22 protein-coding genes and 1 pseudogene are annotated in these 25,715 nt (G+C 62.1%); 13 read left to right on the plus strand and 10 right to left on the minus strand.

The features are described 5' to 3' along the window. Window positions 1-39: 39 nt before the first annotated feature. Window positions 40-1,086, minus strand: coding sequence for a DNA-binding protein (locus tag ACSFBF_RS03475; protein ID WP_435464932.1), 1,047 nt, complete (start codon window positions 1,084-1,086; stop codon window positions 40-42). A 118-nt stretch (window positions 1,087-1,204) separates the two neighbouring features. Here ACSFBF_RS03475 and ACSFBF_RS03480 point away from each other — a divergent pair, with 118 nt between their 5' ends. From ACSFBF_RS03480 to ACSFBF_RS03530, 11 genes are all read left to right on the plus strand, one after another. Beyond that, the gene (locus ACSFBF_RS03480; protein WP_435464933.1) at window positions 1,205-2,374 is read left to right on the plus strand and encodes a tyrosine-type recombinase/integrase; all 1,170 of its coding nucleotides are present in this window, start codon (window positions 1,205-1,207) and stop codon (window positions 2,372-2,374) included. A gap of 141 nt (window positions 2,375-2,515) precedes the next feature. Further along, window positions 2,516-2,791 (plus strand): metal-sensing transcriptional repressor, encoded by a 276-nt coding sequence (locus ACSFBF_RS03485; protein WP_435464934.1) that lies wholly within the window; start codon window positions 2,516-2,518, stop codon window positions 2,789-2,791. A gap of 2 nt (window positions 2,792-2,793) precedes the next feature. After that, on the plus strand, window positions 2,794-3,276 hold the full coding sequence (locus ACSFBF_RS03490) for a hypothetical protein (protein ID WP_435464935.1): 483 nt from the start codon (window positions 2,794-2,796) through the stop codon (window positions 3,274-3,276). An 80-nt stretch (window positions 3,277-3,356) separates the two neighbouring features. Then, window positions 3,357-4,484, plus strand: coding sequence for an efflux RND transporter periplasmic adaptor subunit (locus ACSFBF_RS03495; protein ID WP_435464936.1), 1,128 nt, complete (start codon window positions 3,357-3,359; stop codon window positions 4,482-4,484). Window position 4,485: 1 nt separating this feature from the next. Further along, window positions 4,486-7,590 carry an efflux RND transporter permease subunit gene (locus ACSFBF_RS03500; RefSeq protein ID WP_435464937.1) on the plus strand — a complete coding sequence of 1,035 codons (3,105 nt, stop codon included), beginning with the start codon at window positions 4,486-4,488 and terminating at the stop codon, window positions 7,588-7,590. Next, window positions 7,583-7,885 carry a DUF3240 family protein gene (locus tag ACSFBF_RS03505; RefSeq protein ID WP_435464938.1) on the plus strand — a complete coding sequence of 101 codons (303 nt, stop codon included), beginning with the start codon at window positions 7,583-7,585 and terminating at the stop codon, window positions 7,883-7,885. The genes ACSFBF_RS03500 and ACSFBF_RS03505 overlap by 8 nt, the downstream gene beginning before the upstream one ends. Then, window positions 7,882-9,120 (plus strand): TolC family protein, encoded by a 1,239-nt coding sequence (locus ACSFBF_RS03510; RefSeq protein WP_435464939.1) that lies wholly within the window; start codon window positions 7,882-7,884, stop codon window positions 9,118-9,120. Before ACSFBF_RS03505 ends, ACSFBF_RS03510 begins: the two co-directional genes overlap by 4 nt. 52 nt (window positions 9,121-9,172) lie before the next feature. After that, entirely contained in the window at window positions 9,173-9,976 is an 804-nt protein-coding gene (locus tag ACSFBF_RS03515) for a HupE/UreJ family protein (protein ID WP_435464940.1), read from the plus strand. Between the two features lie 24 nt (window positions 9,977-10,000). After that, complete coding sequence (locus tag ACSFBF_RS03520) at window positions 10,001-10,351, plus strand: DUF6488 family protein (RefSeq protein WP_435464941.1); 351 nt, start codon at window positions 10,001-10,003, stop codon at window positions 10,349-10,351. A gap of 31 nt (window positions 10,352-10,382) precedes the next feature. After that, window positions 10,383-10,739, plus strand: coding sequence for a hypothetical protein (locus ACSFBF_RS03525; protein WP_435464942.1), 357 nt, complete (start codon window positions 10,383-10,385; stop codon window positions 10,737-10,739). A 137-nt stretch (window positions 10,740-10,876) separates the two neighbouring features. After that, window positions 10,877-12,013, plus strand: a complete 1,137-nt coding sequence (locus ACSFBF_RS03530; protein WP_435464943.1) for a nickel/cobalt efflux transporter — start codon at window positions 10,877-10,879, stop codon at window positions 12,011-12,013. Window positions 12,014-12,292: 279 nt separating this feature from the next. On the opposite strand, the gene ACSFBF_RS03535 is transcribed toward ACSFBF_RS03530, so the two are convergent. From ACSFBF_RS03535 to ACSFBF_RS03545, 3 genes and pseudogenes are all read right to left on the minus strand, one after another. After that, window positions 12,293-13,555, minus strand: coding sequence for an MFS transporter (locus tag ACSFBF_RS03535; protein ID WP_435464944.1), 1,263 nt, complete (start codon window positions 13,553-13,555; stop codon window positions 12,293-12,295). Between the two features lie 293 nt (window positions 13,556-13,848). Then, window positions 13,849-14,205: a copper-binding protein gene (locus tag ACSFBF_RS03540; RefSeq protein WP_435464945.1), complete on the minus strand. Its 357-nt coding sequence runs from the start codon at window positions 14,203-14,205 to the stop codon at window positions 13,849-13,851. 43 nt (window positions 14,206-14,248) lie between these two features. Further along, window positions 14,249-14,395 (minus strand): annotated as a pseudogene (locus tag ACSFBF_RS03545) (cation transporter); the annotation flags it as partial. A gap of 75 nt (window positions 14,396-14,470) precedes the next feature. Between ACSFBF_RS03545 and ACSFBF_RS03550 the strand changes: the two are divergent. Beyond that, on the plus strand, window positions 14,471-15,724 hold the full coding sequence (locus tag ACSFBF_RS03550) for an SH3 domain-containing protein (protein WP_435464946.1): 1,254 nt from the start codon (window positions 14,471-14,473) through the stop codon (window positions 15,722-15,724). Window positions 15,725-15,740: 16 nt separating this feature from the next. On the opposite strand, the gene ACSFBF_RS03555 is transcribed toward ACSFBF_RS03550, so the two are convergent. The 6 genes from ACSFBF_RS03555 to ACSFBF_RS03580 all read right to left on the minus strand — a co-directional run bounded on the left by ACSFBF_RS03555 (window position 15,741) and on the right by ACSFBF_RS03580 (window position 24,314). Next, on the minus strand, window positions 15,741-16,169 hold the full coding sequence (locus tag ACSFBF_RS03555; RefSeq protein WP_435464947.1) for a hypothetical protein: 429 nt from the start codon (window positions 16,167-16,169) through the stop codon (window positions 15,741-15,743). Then, window positions 16,162-18,498: a hypothetical protein gene (locus ACSFBF_RS03560; RefSeq protein WP_435464948.1), complete on the minus strand. Its 2,337-nt coding sequence runs from the start codon at window positions 18,496-18,498 to the stop codon at window positions 16,162-16,164. The genes ACSFBF_RS03555 and ACSFBF_RS03560 overlap by 8 nt, the downstream gene beginning before the upstream one ends. Further along, window positions 18,485-20,008, minus strand: a complete 1,524-nt coding sequence (locus ACSFBF_RS03565) for a tyrosine-type recombinase/integrase (protein ID WP_435464949.1) — start codon at window positions 20,006-20,008, stop codon at window positions 18,485-18,487. The genes ACSFBF_RS03560 and ACSFBF_RS03565 overlap by 14 nt, the downstream gene beginning before the upstream one ends. Beyond that, on the minus strand, window positions 20,005-21,003 hold the full coding sequence (locus ACSFBF_RS03570) for a tyrosine-type recombinase/integrase (RefSeq protein WP_435464950.1): 999 nt from the start codon (window positions 21,001-21,003) through the stop codon (window positions 20,005-20,007). The genes ACSFBF_RS03565 and ACSFBF_RS03570 overlap by 4 nt, the downstream gene beginning before the upstream one ends. A 531-nt stretch (window positions 21,004-21,534) precedes the next feature. Then, complete coding sequence (fusA, locus tag ACSFBF_RS03575) at window positions 21,535-23,595, minus strand: elongation factor G (RefSeq protein ID WP_435464951.1); 2,061 nt, start codon at window positions 23,593-23,595, stop codon at window positions 21,535-21,537. A gap of 137 nt (window positions 23,596-23,732) precedes the next feature. Continuing rightward, window positions 23,733-24,314, minus strand: coding sequence for a TetR/AcrR family transcriptional regulator (locus tag ACSFBF_RS03580; RefSeq protein ID WP_435464952.1), 582 nt, complete (start codon window positions 24,312-24,314; stop codon window positions 23,733-23,735). A 184-nt stretch (window positions 24,315-24,498) separates the two neighbouring features. Here ACSFBF_RS03580 and ACSFBF_RS03585 point away from each other — a divergent pair, with 184 nt between their 5' ends. Next, entirely contained in the window at window positions 24,499-25,710 is a 1,212-nt protein-coding gene (locus ACSFBF_RS03585) for an efflux RND transporter periplasmic adaptor subunit (protein WP_435464953.1), read from the plus strand. Window positions 25,711-25,715 lie beyond the last annotated feature (5 nt).

Consider the following 25,715-nt stretch of genomic DNA (forward strand, 5'->3'; position numbering starts at 1 on the left):
GTGTTCTGGTTTTCGAAGCCCCGTCGGAGACGGGACTGTCTATCGTGCTTTTCGCGCGCCGGCCTTGACGGTCTTTGATGCCGACGCCCCCTGTGGCGGCGCCGGTTCCGGCGGCGAAAGCCGCTCCAAGAGGGCACGCAGTGTCTGTGTTTCGGCTCTGAACTGCGTCGCTTCTTGTTGAGCTACTGCGAGGCGCTCCCGTGTTGCCTGCAGATCATCAACAAGGCTTCGATTGCTGGCCGTCAGCTCTCTTTGCGAATCCTCGGCCGCATCGGCTTTGACCTGCAGCCGCGTGACGGTGTCGGCCTGGGCCAACATGCTCTCGCGATGGCGACCCTCGGTCTGTGCCAATTGGCCGCGCAGCGTCTCGAGCTGCTTGTCAGCCTTGATCCGGGTCTGACGCTCCTGGTCGATCTCCAGCAGCGCGCGCCGTTCGGCGGCATCCGAACGGCCGTTCGCGACGTCCACGGCCGCTCGTGCCTTGGCCAGCTCCGCGCTGAAATCCGCCCGAACCCGCTCCTGCTGGTTGCGCGCTTCCTCCAGATGGCGCTGCAGATCCTGCAGCCTGGCCGCGGCGCCGGCATGGGCGCGCCGCTCGACCTCCAGATCCGTTTGCCGCTGCTGCAGCGACTCCTGAGCCGCGCCCAACTGTTGACGCAGGGTATCGGCGCTGGCCAGCGCCTCTGCTGCCGCCTGGAGGGCCCGGGTTTCCTCACCCTGAGCTTGCTCGACCGCGGCCTGATCCTCCACGCGCAGCGCCGCGAGTTCATGGCGCGCGGCGGCCGTGGCCTGCCGCCATAAATCGGCAATGGCTTCCGCTGCACTCGTCTTCAGTTCGGGCGGCAGATCCGGATGGTCGATTTCGACGCGCGCTTTGCTGCGCAGGTCCTCCCAGAACTTGGCCAGGGCCTCCGCCGGCGCACTCATCGAGCCCTTGCGCACAAACTGGTACAGCTTGCTCGCCGTGGGAGTGACGCCATAGCGAAAGAACAGCAACGCGCAAACCTCGCGGTAGAGGTCTTTTGTTTCCGTAAATCGCCCCCTAAGGGCTTCGATGTCGCTCTGAAGTTCGATTTCAGTGTTCATTAATAAATATTACAACGTAATACGTTGAATTTATTGAATTAACTCCTAATCTATGGACATAACCCTTCTAATGTCCATAAACTCAATCCCGTTTCGATTTCGCGCGTAGCTTGACACCATGAATGCACTCGTCAGCTTCGATCAGATGACCATCCCCGCAGACTTGGATGGCAGCCGTGGACGTAATCGCGCCGTCGGGCGTTCGCAGTTGGCGGCGGTGGATGACCGCAGCGCGGTCTTGGCCTGGCTGGCGCGCTACGTCGACTCGCCGGCCACTCTCGCCAGCTATCGCAAGGAAGCCGAACGACTCATGCTGTGGAGCCTCCTGCAGCGCGGCGTGGCCCTCTCGGACCTCACGCACGAGGATCTGTTGCTCTATCAACGGTTCCTGGGCGATCCCCAACCAGTTGAACGCTGGGTCATGCAGGCAGTGCAACGGCCCAGTCGAAACTCATCCCTCTGGCGACCATTCGCCGGCCCTCTGGGCGCCTCGAGCCAGCGCCAAGCGCTGTCGATCCTCAACGCCATGTTCTCCTGGCTCGTAGAGGCCGGGTACCTGGCCGGCAATCCATTGGCGTTGAGCCGGCGCAAGCGCCGGCAGGCGGCACCTCGTGTAAGCCGCTTTTTGCCAGAGGAACACTGGAGCTTGGTGAAGGCCGCGATCGAAGGAATGCCCGTGTCCAGCGAACGCGAAAGGCATCATGCATCGCGCTGCCGATGGCTGTTTTCACTGCTCTACATCGGTGGGTTGCGCGTGTCCGAGATCTGCGACGCGCGCATGGGCGGATTCCTCAGCCATCGCGGCACCGATGGGCGTGAGCGCTGGTGGCTTGAAATCACCGGCAAAGGCAACAAGACCCGCCTGGTGCCGGCCACGGGCGAATTGATGGCCGAGTTGATGCGCTACCGCAAGGTCTGTGCCTTGAGTCCGCTCCCGCTGGAGGGCGAAGACACGCCGCTGGTGAGGACGCTGATCGCGCCGATCAAGCCAATGGCACGAAGCGCCATCCACGAACTCGTCAAAGGGGTGATGCACGCTGCCGCGGCCGCGCTGCGGCAGCGAGGTCCCGACTTCGAAGCTGCGGCCACCCACCTCGAGCAGGCGTCGACGCACTGGATCCGCCACACAGCCGGAAGTCATCTGAGCGAAAAAGTCGACCTCAAAGTGGTCCGAGACAACTTGGGGCACGCCAACATCAGTACGACCAGCATCTATCTGCACACTGAGGACGATGCCCGTCACGATGCGACAGCAGCCGGGCACCGTGTTGGCTGGCGCACGTCGTAAGCCCAGAACCCGTAATCGGCCTCTTAGGCTCCAGCATCGCGCCTCGCTCGCCATCTCGTCGAGCGAGCCTGCGCGCAACGAATTCCCCTTCGCGGTGCGGACCTGTTGGAGCTTTTTGTATCCCCCCTGATAGGATGCGGTGTGCACGGCGAACCCCTCCACCAAAGTCACCCGGACCTGATCAAGCGCCTGAAGCGTGCCAACGGGCACCTGCAGAACGTCATCGAGATGATGTTGAGCGGGCGTGAGTGCGCGGACGTCGCGCAGCAGTTGCATGCGGTCGAAAAGGCGATCAGCGCCGCCAAGAAATTACTGATCCACGATCACCTGGATCACTGCCTCAAAGAGGTCGCCAAGTCGCCTCGCGATTTCGGCACCGCCATCGCTGAATTCAAAGACATCACGAAGTACCTGTGAGCGTGAGCACCGTCCAACTGTCGAGGTCGATCGCCCCCGCCAGGGCCGGGGTGATGCTGCTCGTGCGCTGGTTGCTGGTGCTGGTCATCGCCGTGGACCTGATCAGTTCGCCGTTCCACGCGCATCACCACGAAAGCGGCCCCGAGGCCTACTCGAGCCACGCCGGCCAGTTGGATGTGGGCCACTCGTCCTTCGAGCAAGTGGCTCAAGACGACGACCATTCGCTGCATGTCGATTCGGACAACGCGGATCACGGTGGCGGGCACTCGATGTCGGCGCTTCAAGGCACCCCGATCCAGCTCGCCACTCCGGACTCCGCGCCGAAGTTCCTGGCGCTTGTGCCGCTGTTCGTTTTGTTCGGGCTCATCACACAGCCCGTGGCCGAAGCGCTCGTGCGCTGGCGCCCTGGTCGAGAGCGGGTGCCCATCCCGCTGTTTCGAACCGTTCCTCCTGACGGCCGCGCGCCGCCCTCGCTCCACGGTTGAAGCCCTGGCGGCGCCATTGCGGCGCTGCCTTCTCCTCGTCGCCTGATTGCGCGGCGGGATCGCTTTCTCGTGGAGTTTCTATGTCTTATTTGCTCGCCCGCCGTGCCGCGCTCGGCTGCGTGTCCGGTTTTCTCATGGTGGCCAGCGCCGTTGCGGCCACGCCATCGACCGCCGAGTTCCCGGTGTCCGCCGCACAGATGCAGGCGCTCGGCATCACGCTCGCGCCGCTGGAAAAACCATCGTCGATCAGCGGCATGGCCTATCCCGCCCGCGTGGTGGTGCCTCCCAGCGGCAACCAAGTCATCAGCGCCCCGTTCGGCGGGCGGGTGGAAGAGCTGCTCGTCGACGAGCAGCAGCCCGTCAAGGCCGGCCAGCCGCTGCTGCGCCTGAGCAGCCCGGAGTACGGCGACTTGCAGCTCAAGTTGCTGGAGGCGGTCAGCAAGGCCAGACTGACCGGTCAGGCCGCCGCGCGCGAACGCCAGCTTTTTTCCGAGGGGATCACTCCGGAGCGGCGCGTCCAGGAATCCAATGCAGCCAACCAGGAGGCTGCGGCCCGCCTGCGGTTTGCCGAAGCTTCCCTGCGCCTCGCCGGGGTAGATCCTGCTGCCATTCGGAAGATGGGAGACGCAGGCAACCTGCAGGACGGCCTCGTCGTGCGCGCCAGAAGCGCCGGCACAGTCGTCGGCCTCGATGTGAAAGCCGGGCAGCGCGTGCAGGGCTCCGATTCCCTGCTGCGCCTGGTCAACACGTCGCAGCTCTGGCTCGACATCCAGATTCCATCCGATCGCCAGCAACAGGCCCTCTCGAGCAAGACCGCGGGCTCGATCACGGTGGTCGGCCGCGAAGCCAGCGCGACACCGATGTCGGTAGGTGCCACGGTCAGCGACAACCAGACGGTCACGCTGCGCGCCCGGGTGGTAGGAGGCGGCGAGCTGCTGCGCCCGGGCGAAGTCGTGCAGGTCAAGGTTCCGTTCGCGGAGAACACCGCCGGCTGGGCGCTGCCCCTGCCAGCGATTGCCCGTCAGGACGACAAGGCCTACGTGTTCGTCCGAACCGAAAAGGGCTTCGTCGCGCAGCCGGTCAACGTCATCTCCAGCGCGGGCCAGTCGGTCCAGGTCACGGGCAACCTGCGCGCTGGCCAGCAGGTGGCGACCGGCTCCGTGATCGCACTGAAGGCGGCATGGCTCGGCAAGAGCGGAAGCAACTGACATGCTCAACCGTCTTGTTCAGTTCGCGCTGTCGCAGCGCCTGTTCGTGCTGCTTGCGACCGCTCTGCTTGCGGGCTTTGGCTGGTATGCCTTCCGCAATCTGCCGATCGATGCCTTCCCGGACGTGTCCAGCACGCAGGTGAAGGTCATCATGAAGGCGCCCGGCATGACGCCGGAAGAAATCGAGAGCCGCATCGCCGGCCCGATCGAGGTCGAGATGCTCGGCATCCCGCAACAGCGCATGCTGCGCTCGGTGTCCAAGTACGGCCTGGTGGACGTGACGGTGGACTTCCAGGACGGCACCGACATCTACTGGGCCCGCCAGCAGGTGTCCGAGCGCCTGGCCAACATCTCGGCCGATCTGTCCACCGGCATCAGCGGCGGCATGGCGCCTGTCACCACACCGCTGGGCGAAATGTTCATGTTCACCGTCGAAGCCGACGGGATGTCGCTGGAGGACCGGCGCAGCCTGCTCGACTGGGTGATTCGTCCGGCCCTGCGCGCGGTGCCGGGCGTCGCCGACGTGAACGCGCTGGGCGGCAAGGTTCGCAGCTTCGAGGTGGTGCCGGACCCCGTCAAGCTCTCGGCGCTCGGCGTATCGACGGCGCAGCTCAAGAGCGCCATCGAAGCCAACAACCGCAACGACGGCGCGGGCCGGCTCGGCGAAGGCGGCGAAGTGCTGCTGGTGCGCAGCGAAGGGAACATCAAGACCGCGGACGACCTGCGCGCCATCGTGATCAGCCGCAAGGACGGCAACATCGCACGGCTGGGCGACGTGGCACAGGTGCGCGATGGCAGCGTCACGCGCTATGGCGTCGTGACCAAGGACGGCAAGGCCGAAGCGGTTGAAGGCCTGGTACTCGGACTGGCAGGCGCCAACGCCCAGAAAGTGGTCGAGGGCGTGACGGCGAAGCTTGCCGAGCTCAAGCCCACCCTGCCCAAGGGCGTGGAGATCAAGGTCTTCTACAACCGCGCAGAGCTCGTGAAGAAGGCCGTCGGCACGGTGTCCACCGCGCTGATCGAGGCGACGATCATCGTGCTGGTGCTGCTGGGCGCCTTCCTCGGCAACGTGCGCGCGGCCGTGGCGGTCGCCGTCATCCTGCCGCTGTCCGCACTGAGCACCTTCATCCTGATGCGCGCTGTCGGCATGTCGGCCAACCTGATGAGCCTGGGCGGCCTGGCCATTGCGCTGGGCATGCTGGTGGACGCCGCGGTCGTGGTGGTCGAGAACATCGTGCAGCACATCAGCCGCGAGAAGGAGGACAGCAAGCTGCCGCGGCTGCATGTGGTGCTGCGCTCGGTGCGCGAGGTGTCGGTTCCAGTGTCCGCCGGCATCCTGATCATCGTGACCGTGTTCCTGCCGCTGCTGACACTGCAGGACCTGGAAGGCAAGTACTTCGTGCCCGTGGCGATGACCATCGTGTTCGCGCTGTTCAGCTCGCTCGTGCTGTCGCTCACGGTCATCCCGGTGCTGTCGTCATTCCTGCTGAAGAAGGTCGCGCACGAAGATCCATGGCTGCCGCGCAAGCTGCTCAAGCTCTACGAACCGGTGCTTGGCTGGGCGCTGAGTCACCAGAAGGTCGTGTTCATCGTGGCCGGCGTCATGCTCGCCGCGGCCGCGGGCGTCTATACCCAAGTCGGCAAGACCTTCCTGCCGGCGATGGACGAAGGCGACATCATCGTGGGCATCGAGAAGCTGCCTTCGGTGAGCCTGGAAGAGACCGCTGCACTGGACCTGAAGATCCACCAGGCCCTCATGAGCCAGATCCCCGAGATCACGGGCGTGGTGGCGCGTGCTGGCTCCGACGAGATCGGCCTCGATCCGATGGGCCTGAACCAGACCGACACCTTTCTCGTCCTCAAGCCGCGCGCCGAATGGAAGCTGGCCAACAAGGATGCGCTGGTCGCCCGTATTCGCGAGGTGCTCGACCAGATGCCTGGCATCAGCTACAGCTTCACCCAGCCGATCGACATGCGGGTGTCCGAAATGATCATCGGCGTGCGCGGCGACCTGGCCATCAAGATCTTCGGCCCCGAGCTCGACAAGCTCAACGAGCTGGCGGGCCAGGTCGAGACGCTGATGAAGACGGTGCCAGGCAACCAGGACGTGTACACCGTCGAGAACGACGGCGTGCAGTACCTGCGGGTGGTCGTCGACCGCCTGAGCGCCGGGCGCTACGGCCTGTCGGTGGAAGACGTGCAGGATGCCTTGCGGGTCCAGATCGAGGGCCAGCGCGCCGGCACCGTGATCGATGGCAACCGGCGCGTTCCGATCGTGATTCGCGGGCCCGACAGCGTGAAGATCTCGCCGGCCGAGTTTGCAGCCCTGCGCATCACCACGTCCGATGGCCAGAGCGTTCCGCTCGAAACCTTGGCCACCCTGACGCGCGAGAGCGGCCCGGTGAAGATCGACCGCGAGATGGGCAGTCGCTACAGCGTGGTGATCGCCAATGTCACCGGACGCGACCTGGTCGGCTTCGTCGACGAGGCCAAGGCCAAAGTGGCGGCCGAGGTGAAGTTGCCCACCGGCTACCGCATCAGCTGGGGTGGACAGTTCGAGAACCAGCAGCGTGCTGCGGCGCGGCTCACCCTCGTGGTGCCACTGGCGATCGGTTTCATCTTCCTGATCCTGTTCACCACCTTCGGGTCGGTGCGCCAGGCCCTGCTGGTGCTCAGCAACATCCCGTTCGCGCTCGTGGGCGGCATCGTCGGGCTCTGGGTCACTGGGGAGTACCTGTCGGTGCCGGCCTCGGTCGGCTTCATCGCACTGTTGGGCATCGCGGTGCTCAACGGGGTGGTGCTGGTGAGCTACTTCAACCAACTGCGCGCCGAAGGGCACGACCTGGTCACCTGCGTCACGCAGGGCGCCCGACGGCGGCTGAGGCCGGTGCTGATGACGGCGGCGATCACTGCCTTCAGCCTGGTGCCGCTGCTCTTCACCAGCGGCCCGGGCTCCGAGATCCAGCGCCCGCTGGCGATCGTGGTGATCGGTGGCTTGATCACGGCCACCGCCCTGACGCTGACTCTTCTGCCGCTGCTGTACCTGCGGTTCGCCTACGCGCGCGATCAGCGCGACGACCCAACGCTGGAGGTGCGTCATGCATGAGTACTGCCTGAACCTGATCTGCCCGCCCGCGGTCGAGGAAAAGTTGCTCGACGCCTTGCTGGAGAGCGAAGGCAGCGAGGTGTTCACCAGCGTCCAGGTTCACAGCCACGGTGCCCCGCACGGCCGCTTGAGTGCGCAGGAGCAGGTCATGGGCCGCAGCCGCGCCATGCAGATCCAGGTCCTGCTGAGCGAGCAGGACCTGGCGCAGCTGCTCGAGCGTGTTCAACGCGACTTTGCCGGCACCGGCATCCGCTACTGGGCCTCGCCCGTGGCCTTCGAGGGAGAAATCATATGAAGTTGTGGACCGGGATCGCAATGATCGCCTGGGCCTTGCCCGTGCTCGCTGAAAACCAGGTGACACCACCCGACCTGCCTTCCACCATCGTGGCGCGGCAGTGGATCGAACAGGATCCGGCTGTCCGCGAGGCCCGCAGTGCCCAGGCGGCTGCGGGCCATTCGGCAGCCATGATTGCCGCGTCGCCGAACGAATGGACGACCCGGCTCGCCGTGCAGCGGCGCAGCTTCGACGATGGCGGCCCCGCCTCCAAGGAGTGGCATGCGCAGCTGGAGCGTCCCATCCGCATCAACGGCAAGGCGGATCTCGACCGACAGCTCGGCGAAACGGAACAGGTCATCGCGCAGGCCAAAGTCGGCGAGGCCGTCCACGAGTCCGCGCGCTCCCTGCTGGACCTGTGGATCGACGGGCTCTCTGCAGTACAGGCTCAGACACTCTTCCAGGAGCAGCAGTCCTTTGCGCAGGCCAACCTGAGAGCCGTCGAGAGCCGCAAGAAAGCGGGCGATGCCTCGGCGCTGGATGTCAGCGTGGCCACGGCCGACTTCGCGGACGTGGAGCGCCAGGCGAGCCTGGCGGCCTCCAACCTCGCCAGGGCACGGGCCAAGCTGCGCGTTCGATTCCCGGGCGCCCAACTGCCCGCGCAGCCAATGGCCGATCCACGCCCGCCGGCGGAGGCAGAGGCTCGGTGGCTGGAGCGCGTGCTGGAAGCCGCCGATCCATTGCGCATTGCAGAAGGGCAGTTGCGTAAGGCCGAACTGGCCGCATCGCGCGCCTCGGCCGACCGCGTGCCGGATCCGACCGTCGGTGTCTTCGCGGCGTCGGAGGCTTTCCGCAAGGAACGCATCGTGGGCGTCAGCGTCAGCATTCCGTTGAGCGGCACCTACCGCGACGAGCGCATGAAGCAGGCGCTGCAGGAAGTCGAGGTGGCGCGCGCAGCCGTTGATCGCCAGAAGCGCGAGCTGGAAACGGCGGTGGCCGAGACCTACGCGGACGCCACCGGCCATCTCGCACGCTGGCACCTTTCCGAACGGGGCGCAACGGCCACTGGCGAGAGCGCGCGCCTCACGCAGCGCGCGTACTCGCTGGGAGAAGCGGACCTGCAATCGCTGCTGCTGGCCCGGCGCCAGTTCCTCGAGGCGTCCCGCGCCGCGCTCGAGGCGCGTGCCGATGCGCTGCGTGCGACCTATCGGCTCCTCATCGATGCGCACCTGATCTGGGACCTGGCGCTCGAGTGAGTGCGCCTTGCCCCGTCCATTTTTCGAACCTGTATCCATTGAAAGAGATTTGATGTTGATCCCTCACAGGAAACTCGCGTTGCTGGCACTCGCCGTGCTGGCACTGATGATCGGCCTGCCTTTTGACGTGCTCGCCCACGGCATCTCCGAAGCCGACCGCCAGCGCATGCTCAGCGGCGGCTACCTGCAGTACGTCGGCCTCGGCGCCACGCACATGCTCACCGGCTACGACCACCTGCTGTTCCTGTTCGGCGTGGTGTTCTTTCTCACGAGCTTCAAGGACGTGGCCAAGTTCGTCACCGTCTTCACACTGGGCCATTGCATCACCCTGGTGTTCGCGACGTACTTCAAGATCACTTGGAACTACTACCTGATCGACGCCATCATCGCGATCAGCGTCATCTACAAAGGCTTCGACAACAACGGCGGCTTTCAGAAGTACTTCGACATGAAGTCGCCCAACCTGCTCGTCGCAGTGTTCGGCTTCGGATTGCTGCATGGCTTCGGGTTGTCGACGCGGCTGCAGCAGCTGCCGCTCGGCGACGACAGCACCTCGATGCTGATCCGCATCCTGAGCTTCAACCTCGGCGTCGAGATCGGCCAGATCGCCGCGTTGGCCGTGATGGTTGCGCTGCTGGCGCTCTGGCGTCATCGCCCGTCATTCCGGCGCTTCAGCTTCGCCGCCAACCTTGCGCTGGTCTATGCCGGCGTGTTGCTGCTGCTCATGCAACTGCATGGCTACCAGCACGACTCAGATCCCAACGGTTTTCGTTTCCCTGACCAAGAGCACAAGCACACGCACGAGGACATGGAGATTGGAAAGACTGCCGATCCTGGCAGGGATTCCCTCGACTAACCATCATCAAGAAAGGATGACTCAATGAAGAGAATCGCGATGGCCCTGGCCTCGTTTGCAGCCCTCGCCGGCGCTGGTTTCACCATGGCTTCGGAGGGCGGCAGCTGCCACTTCCACGGGAACACGCCCGCATCGGAAAAGGTCGCTGTCGATTGCGCCTCCCAGCGCAAGGCCTCGCTGGTCAGTGGCGGCAAGCTCGACAAGAGCTGGGAAGCCGTGAAGGTGGAGAAGGTCGAACAGATCGACGGCAAGAAGGGCAAGGAGTGGAAGGTGAGCTTCAAGAACGCCGCCGTCACGCAAGCCGACAAGAGCACGCTATACGTCTTCCTCAGCCTGCCTGGCAACTACATCGCTTCGAATTTCTCGGGCAAGTAAACGTCGAGCTGGCCGCGCACAGAGGATCAGCATGACTTTCAGACGCTGTTGCGTGCTGGGTGCGCTTGCATGTGTCCTCAGTGTGCTGTCCGGCTGCGCCACCATCTACGAAGGCAGGTACGCCTTCAACGATGGTTGGCGAAAGGCCCGGGTGGAGGAAGTCGGCACTGCCTCGACGCTCCGGGGTGCTGCGCCGAGCGATTGTCGCAGCACTGCCACAACCGAGCAACTGACGACAGGCACATTCGCGTTGCTGTCGTATGCGGACCTCGGTCACCTCAGAAGGCGCATCGTCGCCTTGCCTGCACGTACCCGCTTTGAAGCGGGCGATGCTGTGTACGTCAAATTGCGCAGTTGTTCCGGCGACGTGGCGCCGCAGCTCCTCTAGCCCGCACAGAGTCTCCGGGATTCCATTGCTGCATCCCCTCGGGGGGGATAGGATACGTCGACCGAACCAGGTCGCACTCAGCAGTACTTGAACGGCAAGCAAACATCACTCCGTGACAGCGCGAGTAGGACGCCAAATTGGAAAACTTCGCTCAACTTCTTCAATCCGGAAACGCCTGGGTCTTCATCCCGTCCGCGATCCTCTTGGGTGCCCTGCACGGCCTGGAGCCCGGGCATTCGAAAACGATGATGGCTGCCTTCATCGTTGCGGTCAGGGGTACGGTTGGACAGGCCGTCTTGCTCGGACTCGCGGCAACGCTCTCGCACACGGCGGTTGTCTGGGCCGTCGCGATGGGTGGCCTCTACCTCGGCCGCAACTGGAGTGCCGAGGAGACCGAGCCCTACTTTCAGGTGGCTTCGGCGGTGCTGATCATCGCGATTGCGCTCTGGATGCTCTGGCGGACCTACCGCGAACAGCAGCGTGAGCGGATCGAGACAGATCACGACCATGGGCATGATCATCACGGCCATGGAGAGGAGAAGCGCCGCATCGATACCGGCCATGGAATCGTTGACCTGGAAGTGTTCGAAGATGGAGTTCCGCCTCGATTCCGCGTCCGATTCGAGGGGCATGACACTGTGCCGCAAGGCCAGACCGTCACCATCGAAACGCAACGTCCTAGCGGGGAGCGTCAAGCGTTCGTTCTGGCCAGCAAGGGCGGCTATCTCGAATCGGTCGACGAGATTCCCGAGCCGCACGAGTTCACCGTCAGACTGTCGATTGCGCACGGTGGCCACGCACACAGCTTTGATGTGGAATTTGTCGAACATGGTCACGGCCATGATCACGGAGACCATGGCCTGGATGTCTCCGATCCGGGCTTTCAGGATGCGCACGAACGGGCGCACGCCAACGACATCAAGCGTCGCTTTGCGAGCCGCAATGTCACCACCGGACAGATCATCGGGTTCGGCCTCACGGGAGGCCTGATTCCCTGTCCTGCCGCCATCACGGTGCTGCTGCTGTGCCTGCAGCTCAAGCGCTTCACCCTCGGAGCGTCCCTCGTGCTCTGCTTCAGCGTCGGCTTGGCGATCACGATGGTTGCCGCTGGCGTCGTCGCTGCCCTGGGCGTGAAGCACGCGTCGAAACGCTTCTCCGGCTTCGGAACGTTCGCGCGCAGGGCTCCGTATGCATCGAGTGCCCTGATCATCCTGGTCGGGCTCTACGTCGGCTATCACGGCATTCAATCGCTGCATGCCACCGGTGTGGTCTAGAACCTGAGCCAAAGTCAGTCCGTAGTGACCACCTTGACGTATAGCTCGACAACCAACCAGCCGATCAAGGCCGCGGCGCCGATGACCACAGCACCGATGCGACAGCCCGCTCGATTTGGCGAAATGCAGTCCGCATCTTCGAGCGGCCGCCTGAAGAATCATCCGAGAGGCGTTTCATGACGATCATTGTGATCGTTCGCTATCCGGCGTAAAAGGCACGCGCGCACAGGTGTTTCCTGCCTATCGAAAAGCGCTCCAGATCAGGAGCACCTTGCGTACCTACTCCCCATCCAGTCGATCCCGTCGCATGGCACGCCAGAGCGTGAGGTCGTAGGTGATCTTGAGCAAGCCACACGCGATGAGCGGCAAGGAAATCCATCCGGCGGCGAAGAGCGCTCCGCTGATCGTCGGACTGATGGCCGCTGCCAGGCTCCGGGGTACCGCCGTGAAACTCGCTGCCGCAGCACGCTCGGCTGGCGTCACGACAGCCATCACGTAAGCCGTCCGCGTGGGGACATCCATGGACGACAGCGCGCTACGGATCGTCAACAGGCCCAGCGCGATCGGCAGGTTGGGCGACAGTGCAGCCAACACCAGGCAGACGTTGGCCGGGAGGTGCGTGAAGACCATGGTGTTGAGCAACCCGATGCGCTGCGCAACCACCGGCGCGGCGAGTTGGGATGCCGCGCTCAGCAAGCCGGTCCAGAAGAAGAACACGCCCGCTTGGGTGAGCGAGAAGCCGAACCGCTCGAGCAGCCACAGCGACATCAGCGCGTTGACCGTCAGCCCGCCAGCAAAGGCGTCGACGCTGAAGAGCGCCGCCAGTCGCACCACCACACGACGTGACGGCCCGAGCGGGGCTGGCGCGACATGCGGACTGTCTGGGTTACTGGCTGATGTGTGTGCCGGCAGCCGCCGATAGAGCCAGAAGACGGTCAGCCCGATCGCGGCGTACACAAGGAACATCCCTCGCAGCGCGTCCAGACGCGCGAACTCGCTGTGTCGCACCAGCCAGTCGGGCACGGCGGCAGCCAAGGCCCCCAGCGCGGCGCACAGCGCGCCAACGAGGCTGTAGCGTGCAAACAGCGCGGTTCGCGCGTGACCCTGAGCCGCCGCGGCCAGGCGAGCATGTTCCAGCGGAAGGAAAACGCTCACGTCGCCAGAACTAGGGTTTAGCGTGCCGACCAGTGCGACGACCAGCAGGGGCCAGAACGATGCCAAGCCTGCGAAGCCCAAACCCGTGGCCGCCATCAGCAAGGCCGCGCCGCGCAGCAGCCGGCCGCCAGGGAAACGGTATCCCCAGGCGCCGACCGCCAGCGTAGCCAGCGCGGAGCCCAGCATCGTCGCCGTGCTCACGATGCCCACCTCCAGCGTGCCCAGGCCGATGGACAGCAGGTAGACCGGCAGCAGCACCGCCATGTACCCGTCGCCGAAGGCGCGAAGCCCCCGCGCGGCGAGCAAGGGCAAGGCGCCGGGATCGACGCCAGCGGGCAACAAGCGCGCGAGACCCATCCGCGTACGAGGCACGGAAGTGCTACTCATCTAGCTTGACTTGGTGAGTATTTCAAGGCGGCGGCGATGCTCCGCATCCCTTTGTTCTTCAACGCGCGGCTGCCGATGCGGCATGCAGCACCACTGCAGTGCCGCCGACACTTTACCGAAGCGCAGGGCTTCGGCGAAGGAAATGGGCTGGAGGGGCGCGGAAGCGCAGGGGGTGCGTCAGGCAGTACGGTGTCCACGGATAACTCCGTTATGAGTCGTCAGCGCTTGGACGGGACACCGTCAATCTTTGCAGGCCGGGAGGCTGTTTTCCCGGGAAGAAGAATCGTATCAGCTCAGCGCGCTGCCTCTAAATGCGTCACGGTCGGCTTGCCCTTGATGATCTCTACATGAAACCGGACCTTGTCGCCGGGCTTGAACGGGTCGAGCATCTTCCTGTCGGCCACATCGAAGCCCATGGTCATGGCGGGCATGGCGGGCATGGCGATGTTGGGAATGTCGCCGTGCTTGAGCACGATCACGCCGCCGGTGGCATCGGTATTTTGGACGACCGCTTCGGTCAGCATCAAGGCTGCCTGCTGGCCCGGGGCCGGCGTCTTCATAGACGACATCTCGTCCTTCGACATCTGGGCCTGGGCGGCGGCGGCCGATGCCACGAGCAGCGCGAATGCGAGGGGATGCAAGACTTTCATTGAACGACTCCTTCAGTGGGTTAAATGGAAACAGCAGACAAACGGGCATGCGCGACAAATACCAAGTGGCAGGAACAACGGGCATGCTCAACCGCGGTGCGGTCACCATGCCGCCCACCATGGGCGCGGCAATGCGGGTCATCACCTCCGAGCCGGTGTTGCTGCTCCACAGGATGGGCAACAGGCCCGCATCACATGCGGGCGGAACCTGCGGCAATTCGTTGCGGCGCAGCTCACCGCACAGCGGGACCATGGAGTGGTATCTTTGCTTGGCAACCCAAGGAACGTGCACTATGGGCGCGAGGAATTTGGCGTTTCATTTGTGATCTTCGGCACAAAAACGAGTCAGATGGAGGTCGAAATGGATGAGGAGAGATCGTCGGAACTGCCGCCCCCAAAAAAATCGGCCAAAGAGCCGTACCAGGTGCTGAAGGCATTGCAATCGAGCTCGCAGATAGGCGACAAAATCAACGCGCTGAGTGGCAGCAAGTTGTTTTCGAGCACGTTGAAATCAATGAGCATAGGCAATGACCTCATGAAGTCATTGGACGTGATCACGCGTGTCGGGGCTGCGACGAAGGCGCTGAACGCTGGGATTTTTCCGAGCAAGCTTTTTGAGTCACTGAATACAGCAACGGCCCTCAGCCACGCGATGAAGCCGTTGAACATCGGCATCGTGTCAAGCGACTTTTTGAAATCGCTGAACGCGACAACTCTTGCGGCCAGCGCCTTGAAGTCGCTGCACATGGGTGCTCTCTCGAACGACCTAATTGGTCGAAGCGCCGCGCTAGCGTCACTGGGGGCCGGATCCTTTCCAGCCCTCGCGGGTGTCGCTGCGTTGACGGGGCATGAAAGGTGGGTGCATGCTCTGATGCCCAAGGGGCCGGTCGGAAGCATCTTGGGCGAGGGCAATGCTGATGATCCCATCGCCCGAATGCTCAGCGTCTTTCAGCTGACACAACACAAATTCGACGGCCTCGCATCTGCAATCGAGGCCGCTGGCCTGACGGTAGCGCCATCACAGATCCAGACCATTCGCCAAGTCGTCGTCGACTCGGGATTGCACGACGGCTCCAGCGCACCTTCTACGGCAAACACTGCAAGCAACCTATTTCTCGCTCTTGCGCAGCGTGTTAGCCCCGAGATTTGGCTACAGATCCTCATTGGAATCGTGCTTTGGATGCTGACCGCTCCGTTGGACTACTACGTGAAGGATTTGTTGGGAAAGGCTTCTCAACAGGAGGACCGCCGAGCCATGGCTCGTGAAATCGCGAAAGCAATCAGGGAAAACGACGTCCCCCCGCTTTTTCTACAAAATCGTCGTATTGCTATCAAGGCACTCAAGGTGCACCTGAATGCTCGCAATCTATCCCCCGTGGTCGGCACGATAAGACAGGGGGAAATCGTACACCTCGAGGCAACGACATCCGACTGGGCTTTGATCACCTGGCGCAGTGTCGAAGGCCGCGAGATGTCTGGCTGGGTATTTCGTAGATACGTTCGCTCATTGGGTGAGTGAAACAGCCCTGACGTGCTCAGCGGATCGCGTGCAACTTGGCGAGTTTTTCTCGAGTCTCGCGATGCCGCTCGTAGAGCTGCACCAACTTCTTGGTGCCTCCGAGCTCACCCATCGCGACGAGCATCAGTCTGTGTGATTCGACCAATACCGCGAGGTTTTCCTTCAATCGCGCAATTTCCTGATCTCGATCCTCGATCATTCGCGCAGCCTCGGTAGACGACCTCTTGCCAATCTGCCGAACCAGCGAGCGCGTATGTGCTTGCCGCTCCTGGTACAGCTTTAGCAAAGCGGATCGTTCAGGACTTCGGACGACTGCCGAAGCATTCGCGAGCTGCGAATGTCGACGTGTGACAGCCCGAGCGGTGATGTCCAGGTCTTCGACTAGAAGTTGCTCAAGAACTTCGCGCAGTTCCTCATCGTCGGCATCCGCTTTTCGTCTACCCATCCAAAACACTCCCTCTTTCGGGGCGAGAAAAGTCCTTCCCTTCAGGAAAAGCTTGCTGGCCAGGTGGTGTCGCAAGCAAGCGCTCAACTCCGTCGAGTCGGGCTTGCGCGTGTGCAATCTGATTCGTGCGACCGATGGAGGAGGGTGGTCGTTCGGATGCTGCTTCCACCGCGCTCTTCAATCGCCCGCGAAGCTCAACAAGATGCCGACGGTTCTCCGTTAGGTTCGTGGCTGACAAGTGCCGACACCCTGCAAAGCACTCGAGGTGCTTGGGGCAGGGATCTACCGTGAAGCTGTTGAGACAGTGGCCGTACGGCGTTGAATGAAAACCGTCCGCCTCAACACGCAAGAAATTCAATGCCGCGTCTTCGCCGTCGGCCTTCTGAATTGCCTTGAACTCGTTGACGATTGGTCCGTTTGCAATCCCTGCCTTGATCATCTTTCCGACCTCCGCAGCCTTGCTCCCACCGAGTATGGTGTCCCAGTGTTCGGGGAGTTCCATCTGGTCCAGTTGCTCTTGAAGGCTTCGATGGTCGTACTCGTAGCTCTCAGCGACGCTACGCCGCTTGAACCGCTTTGTGATGATCGCATCGGAAACGCCGAGCCTAAAGAGCTCGGTATTTTGTAGATGCCGAAAGGCATGTGTGTTCACACGCAAAGTTCTATCAGCCTCGGTTTGGCCGTACGCTTCGAAGAGCGAGCGATGATCCTGCGTTCCACCCAGAGCGATCTGGATCGAAGTGGGCTCCATGACACCAACTGAAAAGTATCTGGACACGTCAACCGGGGCACCACTTCGTGCCTCCCCCAAGGATCTTTTCGGCTGGAGGAAAAGAAACTCATGGGAGCGCATCGATCCTCCACCCGAGACTGGCAGCGTGTACACATCTGAGAGTTTCGTGGTCATCCGGGTCCGCAGATAGTCCTCCAACTCACCGATATGTAGATAGACATGGTCCCAATCGATCCTGCCTCTCAACTCTGTTCCATTTCGATCTCGTAGCTTTATGGTGCCATCACTCTTGAGGCGATGAAAATACATGTAGAACGCGGCGCTCCTCTTTCCTCCAATCTCCTTCCACTGCAATGCTTCCGCCTCCTTGAACACAATAGGATCAAATAAAGAATCGACATAGCGCGCGGTTAGTCGATCCATGTGCGCGACATCGACATCAAGCCAGTAGGGATTTCCACTGAGGATCGGATACAGAATTTGGACGTCGACACACTGGTCTGTAGCAAACCATGGAAGAGGACGACCCGTCCGTGTCTGGAGTTCCAAGGTTTCTCGAAGCGGCTGTGTAGCCTTGACTACTGCATCTAGTGTTTCCGTGATTTGCTCCGCGAACATTAACGGCACAGGTTGAAGGTCTTCGTAAAGGACAGAGCCCGAAGCAACTGCTTCGCCTTGCTTCTCCGAAAAAAAGCGAAGCAAAGAGGCGGTGGAATATCCGCCTCTTTGCCCCGCAGGCGTACCGTCAAAGTCCACATATTCGCGATACCTCCGCCAGTCCAAGGGGAGGGCGGTCGCTTCGCCGACTCTGAGACCAGTAAAGATCAAGAGCTTGCCGATCGAGAAACGCATGAAGTCATTGAACGTCTGCGGCTTCTCAGTAAACACGATACGAACAAATTCCCAGAACGCGTCTCGGTCGGGCAACCGATCGGAGTTCTTGCGCTCTGCCAGTTCTTTCTGAAGTCGATGCTCATTCAGATATTTGGACCGTTTCGGTAGAGCGTGAGCCTTAACGTCTCGAACATAAGAAGCCAGCGGGCCAAAGTCCGAAATGTGATGTCGATCAAACACGCGCCGGATGGCCGTTCTGATCTTCTCCTGCGCGCCACCTTCACCTTCAGAATTCGCCGCAGCCGCCAGTGCGATCCTTAGGTCCTCACCGCGGAGCTCCCAGGGCTCTGAAGCTGTACAAGCTGCGATGCTTCGAAGAGCTTGGACTTGTCCAAGCACGTGTATCGGCGTCAGTCCATCTGCTATCGATCGAATCGCAACCGACTTCATCAAATCACACCAAGCTTCTGTTGGGCATAGGCGAACTTTGATCGCAAGCTCGCCCGAGCTATTCAACCGTTCTCCTGCAAGCTTGATCGACGCGGGAGGGCCAAATTGCCGCAGCAATTGGCCGCGCTTCGGACGCCCAGTTAGTGCGGCAATATCCCAGGCTTCGTCTCTTTCACACTCGCCGTGAGCATTCAATATGATCGCCCATTGCAATCCGCGATCAATGGCCAGTCGCTTCCCGGTCGCAATATAGGCTTGAAAAGAAGAGGGCGGCACCCCTTCAGTGTCGGAGAGAGATTCAGCGCTGAGCATCGCTTTCCTCCGCATCAAGTATGACCTGCTGAATGTCGGCGATTGTTCGCTGCAGCTGCATGAACGCTGGCGATGCAGCTTCGAGTCTTGACGCTTCTTCAAAGATCTTGACGATCGAGCGCATGGCCGTGAGTGTGCCTCTATGCACGGATATGTCGTAAACCGGCATAAACTTCGGGCAACCGTAGCACGACACGACTGGATTGAAAGGGCAGGCCGGTTGCCCACTTTCACAGCCACCAATCCCAGAAATGGGGATTCCGTGTGGAGCTCCTGCGATCTGTTTATCTCCCTTGAGAGCCGCAAGCTGATCCGATGATATGAATCGCTGCTCCGCGATAGTTCGGACTTGTCTGTATGTCTCAGAGATCCCGAGAGCCTTGTTGACTCGAGCAGCTTGAGCTGGCGAGACTTCGAAGTAGACCAAGCATGTGCTCCAAGTCAAATGCCCCAAAAACTCTGCGAGTTCTTCAGCACTTGCGCCAGAATCTGCGAGGCGTTGTGCAGCGGTATGCCGCAATGAATATGCACTGCGCCCAGGAAGGCCATTTTTCTTCAGGGCTTCGCGCATATGCTCCCCAACTGAGCGCGCAGATGAATGCTGAAAAAGTTTCTCAGAAGGATGCTCAGCTCTTTGTGCTCTGCGTCGATGCAGTTCCACAAATATCGGCGCCCATTCGCGCTTTACACGACGATTGAGAGTGAGAGAGCGTGCGACCGAAGAGCGTTGCTTGGCCATCGGAAACGAGAGATGCACACTGACCTCACCAGACTCGTGAGTTCGAGCTGTATACCCAGACAACGCTAGCCGTCCGATTTGCACCGGCCGCATCCCGAACTGGTAGCCGGTGAGCAGCATCCCGATGTCCTGAAGTTCGACCTCCGAAACCGAGCTAGCTTCGATCAGAATTTGATGCGCAGTGCGATCAAATAGCCTGACCAAGATGCTCTCTTCATCAACGTTAAGAAACGCATCGCCTTCTCTCAGTTTGCTATATGGATCGCGGCGAGGTTCCCTTAGGCTTGAGACCAGCGGCATATATTCCGGTGACCATGCGAGTATGTGCAACGCGCAGCAGAGTCGCAAAAGCGACTTTGCTGCGCGAGCCTTCCCTCCATCCAAGGCTTTGGGAAACTGATCATGCCAAGCTTCTCTGACACAGAGAGGGCCAGCAAGTATCAAGTATTCAATGATGTTGCTGTCAATATTGAGGAGATTTCTTCCGTAGAAGGCAGCGGTGGCTGGCGCTAGATGAGTCAATGTATCTGCGACGAGCCATCTCGTGAGCCGCCGAATGGTTGGCGTGTGGCCTGTCATGTTCAGCTTGGAAGTGAATCCGTTCTCTACGATCTCCCAGTGATCAAGGATCTCAGGTTCTTTGATCGCGTGAATACGGCCGTCATAGTCGTCTTCGTAGCGCAGTACAGAAGGCAACTTTGGTAAGTTAGCCGAGAGGGCCGAGTGAAGCGTGCCGTCCCGTGGATTCTGGACTTGAGAGACGAGCGTCATTCTTTCCTCTGAAGGTCTCTCATCGCAGCCACGCGAGCATTGAAATGGCTGTCCATCACTGAGTTCAGCTTTGACTCGAATGCAGTTCGCGCGTACAGCTTGGGCATCTGCGACTCGTGCGACCAGCCGAAAAATGCGCGCATTAGTTGCATTGCATCCTCCATCGCGGTGCCTGTGTCAATCAGATGTTGCATTCTGAAGGCCGCACAGGTATGGCGAAGATCGTGGGGCGATAGCCATTCCATTCCAGTTCGATCTCGCAACAACCTCCGCGCAGCGGGTGTAAGACTCAAAGTCAAGGTCTCAAAGACTCGCCTGAGGCCACGCGTGGAAAGCGGCGCTCCATATCGATTGAGCACGAGATAACTGCTGTCCTTTCGACCGCGATGGTTCATGATGTAGTTGGCAACCATCGCCTCCATTTGGTTTGAAATGGGCAACTGCCGCACGGAGTTCCCAGTTTTTATTGATGCAGGTGTCGACCTGGGATCGTCCTCGTATTTATTGAACTGGATGTTGACCCAATGTCGCATGAGTCCGTCTCGTGATCGCTCTGACTTGATTGCGTCGGAAGCTGCGGAGAGCAGTTCACCACATCGAAGGCCGAGAAGCAGCAGCATGCTGAACAAAACGAGATTTCTCCACTGAAGCGCTTCATCTCGAAAAGGATTGGTCGTCGCACCTGGTGTGATCCGCTCCCATAACTCCTCGAGCACAGCCGTGGGAACTGTTCGTACAACATGTGCAGGAAGGCGACGACGAGGTCGAAGACTGCCATATAGCTGGCTAAGCGCCTGAACCCTCCTGTCAAGAGCCTGTAGCGCCTCTTGGCTGTCAACAACCGAGCCCAGGGCAAGTAATGTCCAGCGAACAAATCCAAAGGCAGTCTTCCAGCGGATGACACGCGTTGGTGGTGTCGATTGCGTCCCAAGCTGCAAAGAGAGCAGAAACGCTTCGAGAAATGACTGAACGCGCCCGACGTCCAGCTCGCTCAACGCGTTATCAAGGGCTCCGTCGCCATGTGCCTCGTCGGTGTGAGAGTACAGAGCGTCAACGTGAGAAAGTCGATCTCGTCGGGTCGATGGGGCAAGACCCACATTGACGAGTTCTGACCAGGCGGTAGCCCAAAACCGAATGCGAAAATGCCTGTCAAGCGCGATGGGTCGCTTCTGTATCCCTTCGTGGAGCATCGTTGTGATTCGGCTTTGTTGAACTCAATGAGATCTCGAAACGGTGTTTTGCCCGTCCGCTATGGACAAGTCACCTGCCCACAGGACAAGCCTGTGGACAGCCCCTTCGGGGTGCGTGACTTGCCCACAGCTCCTCGACGCTTGCCTTCGGCCTGACGCGCTTCGCTTGCCCAACAGCCTTTTATAGAAGAACTCAAATTCGCAGGCAAGAAACCTTGACCACCCAGATCTTGAAGCAGCCGGATAAAGCAACGCCGTAGCTTGGTTCCGCCCAATAACACAATGTGCATTATGTTAAATAACATGCCCGCCGCATGGCTGGCAAGATAGCCCACCCTAGTCCTCTTCATGCACCCGATACTGACCCATCAACGTCTGCTGGACAGCCGGTGGCACGGCTTCGTAGTGTGACAACGCGATGGTGTAGCGGCCCTGGCCGCTGGTCATTGCATTGAGCCGCGACTGGTAGTTGGCCAGTTCGGCCATGGGCACCTGCCCGCCGACGGCCACAATGCCGCCCCCCAGGGCCGACGTCCCGGTGACCAGGCCGCGCCGCGCCGACAAGTCGCTCGTGACATCGCCGACAGAATGCTCTGGCACGTCGATCTCGATCTGGACGATCGGCTCGAGCACGACCGGCCGGGCCTCGCGGATGGCGGCCATGAAGGCCTTGCGGCCGGCAGTCGCGAAGGCGATGTCCTTGCTGTCGACGCTGTGATGCTTGCCATCGTGCACCACGACGCGCACATCGACCACGGGGTAGCCAGCGATCGCGCCGCACACCAGCACCTCCCGCACGCCCTTCTCGACTGCGGGGATGAACTGCCCCGGGATAGCCCCGCCCCTGACCTCGTCGACGAACTGGAAGCCCGCACCGCGCGCCAGCGGCTCGATGCGCAGGAAGACTTCGCCGAACTGGCCAGCGCCGCCGGTCTGTTTCTTGTGCCGGTGATGGCCCTCGGCCGGCGCGGTCACGCTCTCGCGGTAGGCAATGCGGGGCGGCCGCGTCTGGACCTCGAAGCGGTACACCTCGCGCAGGCGTTCGAGCACGATGCGCAGGTGCAGTTCGCCGAGCCCGTAGAGGACTGTCTCGTTGGTCGCGGCCACATGCTCGATGCGCAGGCACGGATCCTCCGCCGTGAGCTTGCCGAGGATCTCCCAGGCGCGCTGCTCGTCGCCATGGCGCTTGGGCTCCACGGCCAGGCCGTGCACCGGCACCGGGAACGCCAGCGGCGCAAGATGCACGTGGCTGTCTTCGGCCACATCGTGCAGCACGGCGTCGAAATGGATCTCCTCGACCTTGGCCACTGCCACGATGTCGCCGGGCACCGCGTGCGACACCTCGACATGGTCCTTGCCCTGAAGCATGAACAGGTGCCCCACCTTGAAGGGCTTGCGGCCGTCGCCGATGTAGAGCTGGCTGTCGCGCGTGAGTGTGCCTTGGTGCACGCGAAAGATGCCCATCTTGCCGACATAGGGGTCGATCGTGACCTTGAACACGTGCGCCAGCACGTGCAGCGACGGGTCGGGCCTGGCCTCCATGGGCTTGGCCTGCGCGCCCTCGCCAATGATGAAGTCCGGCGGGTTGGCCTCGGTCGGGGCCGGCAGGAGCTTGACGATCACGTCCAACAACTCGGCCACGCCGGCGCCGCTGCGCGACGAGACGAAGCACACCGGGATCAGGTGGCCTTCGCGCAGCGCCTGCTCGAGCGGCGCATGCAGCTCGGCCGGATCCACGTCACCCTCCTCTAGGTAGCGGTCGACGAAGGCCGCGTCGACCTCAACCACCTGCTCCACCAGCGCACGGTGCGCCGCTTCGACAGGGCCGAAGTCGGACCGCCCGAAGCGGTTGAAGAAGCAGTCCACCACTTGCCTACCGACCCCGTCGGGCAGGTTCAGCGGCAGACATTCGCGGCCGAAGGTCGCCTGGATGTCGGCCAGCAGACCCGCCAGCGAGACGCCCTGCGAGTCGATCTTGGTGACGATGATCATGCGGGCGAGGTGGCGCGAGGCCGCGTACGCCATCATGCGCACCGCCATCGGCTCGATGCCGGCGGCGGCATTGATGACCACCGCCGCCGTTTCGACCGCCTCCAGCGCCGGCAGGCTCTGGCCGAGGAAGTCCGGGCCGCCAGGCGTGTCGATGAAGTGGATGCGCGTGCCGGCATGCGTGAGGTGCATCACCGATGCATTGAGCGAGTGCTGCATGCGGCGCTCGAGCGGGTCGTGGTCGCTGACGGTGCTGCCGCGCTCGACGCTGCCGCACGCCCCGATGGCACCCGCCTTGTACAGCAAGGCCTCGGCAAGAGAGGTCTTGCCAGCGGCCGCGGCGCCGACGAGCGCCAGCGTTCGCACTGCTTCCACTTCGGCCGCGAGGCCGTTCGATCGGCTTGGCATGGCATGGACTCCTTGGCGTCCGCAAAGCCGGCCCGGCGGCCCGCAAGGGCTCGGGTGGTGCGCGAAGACGCCGGGTCAGCGTACGGGATTGACCGTGTCGATGCAAGCTGGGTGCGCGCGGCGCGCATGTCGCCAGCTCACTTCGCCTTCTTTCCTTCGGGCGCATAGCCTCCGAGAAAGGCCTGCAGAGCGCGTCGTGTCGCTTCCCGCAAATCCTTTCGGGACAACGGTCCTTCGATACCGAGAAGAGACGGCATGACGGTCTCCGAATCCAGCAATGCCGTCAGGTGGCGCGCTGCCACCTGCGGATCGGCCTTGCGCAGCCGGCCCTTTTGCATCTGCAGTTCCAGAAAACCCGCCAACTCGGTCAGCCCCTTCTTGGGCCCTCCTTCGTAGAACAACCGCCCGATGTCGCTGCGGCCCGACTCCGCGATCACGGCCCTGCGCGCCTGGATGGCCTCTTGCGAGCACACCACCACCAGGATCTTTTCACCGAAACGTTGCAGCACCTGTTCGAGGTCGTCGTCGCTCTCCTGCCCGAGCGCCGCAAAAATCGGCGCGAAATGGACCTTGGCCATGCCGTGGGTCACGGCAACGAACAACTCCTCCTTGGAGCTGAAGTAGCCATACAGCGTGGCCCTCGAGCCGCCCACGCGCGCAGCGATCTCCACCATGGAGGCCCCTTCGAACCCCAGCTCCCGGAACACTTCGGCGGCCACCTGAACGATGGCGTCGCGCTTGGCCTCTGTTTTGACTCGCATCTAAATGTCTCCTCATTTCTAGACAACAGTGTTCATTATTAATTGACAGCCGCTGGAAGTCAAAATACATTACTAGACAGTACTGTCTGTTTAACTGCAGCCCAACCCCATCACTATTCCGTCGCTCTTCAGGAGATTCGCCATGCGTCCACCTCTCACCTATGGCCTGACCTTCACGGCAGCCCTCGCGTCTACCTTCATGCTTGTCGCCTGCGGCAAGCCACCGGGCGGGCCGCCCGCTGCGCTGGGCATGCCCGAGGTCGGGGTGGTGTCGGTGCAGCCGCAGCGCGTGGCCATCACGGCCGAGCTGCCCGGGCGCACGGCGCCCTTTCTCATCGCCGACGTACGGCCCCAGGTCGGCGGCATCGTGAAGGCCCGCCAGTTCCGCGAAGGCAGCGACGTCAAGGCCGGCGAAACGCTCTACCAGATCGATCCCGCCACCTACAAGGCGACCTACGACAGCAACGTCGCCGCGCTCGCCAAGGCGCAGGCCAGCCTCACGACCACGCGGCTGAAGGCCGAGCGCTACAAGGAACTGGTCGCCATCAAGGCCGTAAGCCAGCAGGACTACGACGACGCCGCCGCCTCGCTGGGGCAAGGCGAGGCCGACGTCGCCTCGGCGCGGGCCAATGTAGAGACGAGTCGCATCAACCTCGCCTATGCACGCATCGATGCACCAATCTCCGGGCGCATCGGCAAGTCGACGGTCACGCCCGGCGCGCTGGTCACGGCGAGCCAGTCGACCGCGCTGGCCACCATCCAGCAGCTCGATCCGATCTATGTCGATGTGACGCAATCCAGCGCGGCGATGCTTCAGTTGAAGCAGGCCATGGCCCGGGGCGATCTGCAAAAGAGCGGCGCCAACGCCGCAAAGGTGCGGCTGCTGCTCGAAGACGGGAGCGCCTATCCGCTCGAAGGCAAGCTCGAATTCTCTGACGTCACCGTAGACCAAAACACCGGCGCCATCACGCTGCGAGCGGTGTTCCCCAACCCCAAGGCGGACCTGCTGCCCGGCATGTACGTGCGCGCCGTGTTGCAGGAAGGCGTGAAGGAACAGGCACTCATGGTGCCGCAGCAGGCCGTGTCGCGCGACAGCACCGGCAAGCCGACGGCCTATGTGGTGGACGCCCAGCACAAGCTGCAGCGACGCGTGCTCGAAACGGAACGCGCCATCGGCGACCAATGGCTGGTGCGCAGCGGCCTGCAGGCCGGCGACCAGCTCGTGGTGGACGGCCAGCAGCGCGCGGCGCCGGGCGTCGAGGTGAAAACGGTGCAGTGGAACCCCAAGTCCAAGCCCGGTACCGAAACGACAGCCAAGGCCGCCCTCCCCTCGTCCGGCACCACGGCGGACTGATCCAG

Source organism: Variovorax nivicola, from assembly GCF_051216475.1.
GTDB lineage: Bacteria > Pseudomonadota > Gammaproteobacteria > Burkholderiales > Burkholderiaceae_C > Variovorax.

What these genes read in the sequence shown, in the direction of transcription:
- ACSFBF_RS03475 (WP_435464932.1), bottom strand. Translation starts at nt 1,086, where the DNA reads ATGAACACTGAAATCGAACTTCAGAGCGACATCGAAGCCCTTAGGGGG.
- ACSFBF_RS03480 (WP_435464933.1), top strand. Translation starts at nt 1,205, where the DNA reads ATGAATGCACTCGTCAGCTTCGATCAGATGACCATCCCCGCAGACTTG.
- ACSFBF_RS03495 (WP_435464936.1), top strand. Translation starts at nt 3,357, where the DNA reads ATGTCTTATTTGCTCGCCCGCCGTGCCGCGCTCGGCTGCGTGTCCGGT.
- ACSFBF_RS03500 (WP_435464937.1), top strand. Translation starts at nt 4,486, where the DNA reads ATGCTCAACCGTCTTGTTCAGTTCGCGCTGTCGCAGCGCCTGTTCGTG.
- ACSFBF_RS03505 (WP_435464938.1), top strand. Translation starts at nt 7,583, where the DNA reads ATGCATGAGTACTGCCTGAACCTGATCTGCCCGCCCGCGGTCGAGGAA.
- ACSFBF_RS03510 (WP_435464939.1), top strand. Translation starts at nt 7,882, where the DNA reads ATGAAGTTGTGGACCGGGATCGCAATGATCGCCTGGGCCTTGCCCGTG.
- ACSFBF_RS03515 (WP_435464940.1), top strand. Translation starts at nt 9,173, where the DNA reads ATGTTGATCCCTCACAGGAAACTCGCGTTGCTGGCACTCGCCGTGCTG.
- ACSFBF_RS03520 (WP_435464941.1), top strand. Translation starts at nt 10,001, where the DNA reads ATGAAGAGAATCGCGATGGCCCTGGCCTCGTTTGCAGCCCTCGCCGGC.
- ACSFBF_RS03525 (WP_435464942.1), top strand. Translation starts at nt 10,383, where the DNA reads ATGACTTTCAGACGCTGTTGCGTGCTGGGTGCGCTTGCATGTGTCCTC.
- ACSFBF_RS03535 (WP_435464944.1), bottom strand. Translation starts at nt 13,555, where the DNA reads ATGAGTAGCACTTCCGTGCCTCGTACGCGGATGGGTCTCGCGCGCTTG.
- ACSFBF_RS03540 (WP_435464945.1), bottom strand. Translation starts at nt 14,205, where the DNA reads ATGAAAGTCTTGCATCCCCTCGCATTCGCGCTGCTCGTGGCATCGGCC.
- ACSFBF_RS03555 (WP_435464947.1), bottom strand. Translation starts at nt 16,169, where the DNA reads ATGGGTAGACGAAAAGCGGATGCCGACGATGAGGAACTGCGCGAAGTT.
- ACSFBF_RS03560 (WP_435464948.1), bottom strand. Translation starts at nt 18,498, where the DNA reads ATGCTCAGCGCTGAATCTCTCTCCGACACTGAAGGGGTGCCGCCCTCT.
- ACSFBF_RS03565 (WP_435464949.1), bottom strand. Translation starts at nt 20,008, where the DNA reads ATGACGCTCGTCTCTCAAGTCCAGAATCCACGGGACGGCACGCTTCAC.
- fusA (WP_435464951.1), bottom strand. Translation starts at nt 23,595, where the DNA reads ATGCCAAGCCGATCGAACGGCCTCGCGGCCGAAGTGGAAGCAGTGCGA.
- ACSFBF_RS03585 (WP_435464953.1), top strand. Translation starts at nt 24,499, where the DNA reads ATGCGTCCACCTCTCACCTATGGCCTGACCTTCACGGCAGCCCTCGCG.